Raw genomic sequence first — 1,378 nt, 5'->3', positions numbered from 1 at the left:
GTCGCTTCTAACTTTTAATAGAGGCAGATAAAATGAGACGTCGATTTACACAAGAATTTAAAGTTCAAGCTGTTGAAAAAGCATTATCGCAATGTGATGATGTTCGCTTAGAAGATGTTGCGCTTGATTTAGGTATCGGTTATTCAACCTTGCAACGATGGATCGCGCTTGCTAAAAACCATGAACTTGAAACTAAAAATAATGGTAGTCACATGACAACAGAAAAACGCCCTCATGACTGGAGCTTAGAAGAAAGGCTTAACGCCATTATTGAATCTGCTAGTTTAGATGAAGCTGCTCTTAACGAATATTGCCGTGCTAAGGGGCTTTACCCACATCATATCAAAAAATGGAAGCACGATTTTGCTAAAGGGCCTTTAACGAAGGCCGTAAAATCAGACAGTAAACAGCTCAAACAAGAAATTAAGCAGCTTCAAAAAGAGCTTAATCGTAAAGACAAAGCGTTAGCAGAAACAGCCGCCTTACTTGTACTCAAAAAAAAAGCCGATGCGCTCTGGGGTTTCAACGAGGACGATTAACCAGCTCAACTGAGCGTCATGAATTGATAAAGCTCATTACCGACGCGCAGAAATCAGGGGCAAGGCAAGAAAAAGCATGTGAGTTACTTGGTCTAACGGCAAGAACAATTCAACGCTGGATTGAAGCTGATGATATGACAGATAAGCGAACAAGTACGATAAAGCGACCACCAAACAGGCTAACTGAATTAGAGCAACAGCGTATAATTAAGACTGTTAATTCAATAGAATACGGACATTTACCACCCAGCAAGATAGTCCCTAAACTATTGGATAAAGGTGTGTGGATAGCCTCAGAAAGCTCGTTTTATCGCGTTATGAAATCACATAAATTATTAACACACAGAGAAAAAGTTAAACCAAATAAAAAGATAAAAAAGCCAAAAGCACTCAAGGCAACACGTGTAAACGAAATTTATACATGGGATATTACCTATTTGCCAACAGCTATTAAAGGTCAGTTTTTATACTTATATTTAGTGATGGATATTTATAGTCGAAAAATAGTTGGTTGGCAGGTTTATGACACACAGCTAAGTACACTGGCAGCTGATTTAATGGTAGATATTTGCAGACGAGAGCAGGTAAAGCCAGCGCAAGTCACATTGCACTCGGATAATGGCAGTCCAATGAAAGGGGCAACGTTATTAGCGACATTGCAGGAGTTAGGTATTGTTCCTTCATTTAGCCGACCGTCTGTGAGTAATGATAACCCTTATTCTGAATCGTTATTCAAGACGTTAAAGTATCGCCCGGAATACCCTGAAAAAGCCTTTGAAGATATCGCGATCGCAAGGAAATGGGTAACGGCTTTGTAAATTGGTGCAACGATGACAACT

At 39.6% G+C, this 1,378-nt stretch carries 1 pseudogene; it reads left to right on the top strand.

What is annotated here, in order from left to right:
- Window positions 1-32: 32 nt before the first annotated feature.
- Window positions 33-1,378, top strand: a pseudogene (locus CWB66_RS22765) (IS3 family transposase); the annotation flags it as partial.

Source organism: Pseudoalteromonas sp. S558, assembly GCF_005886635.1.
GTDB lineage: Bacteria > Pseudomonadota > Gammaproteobacteria > Enterobacterales > Alteromonadaceae > Pseudoalteromonas > Pseudoalteromonas aliena.
Note: the sequence above shows the minus strand (reverse complement) of the source record. Positions and strands in the feature narration are given on the sequence as shown.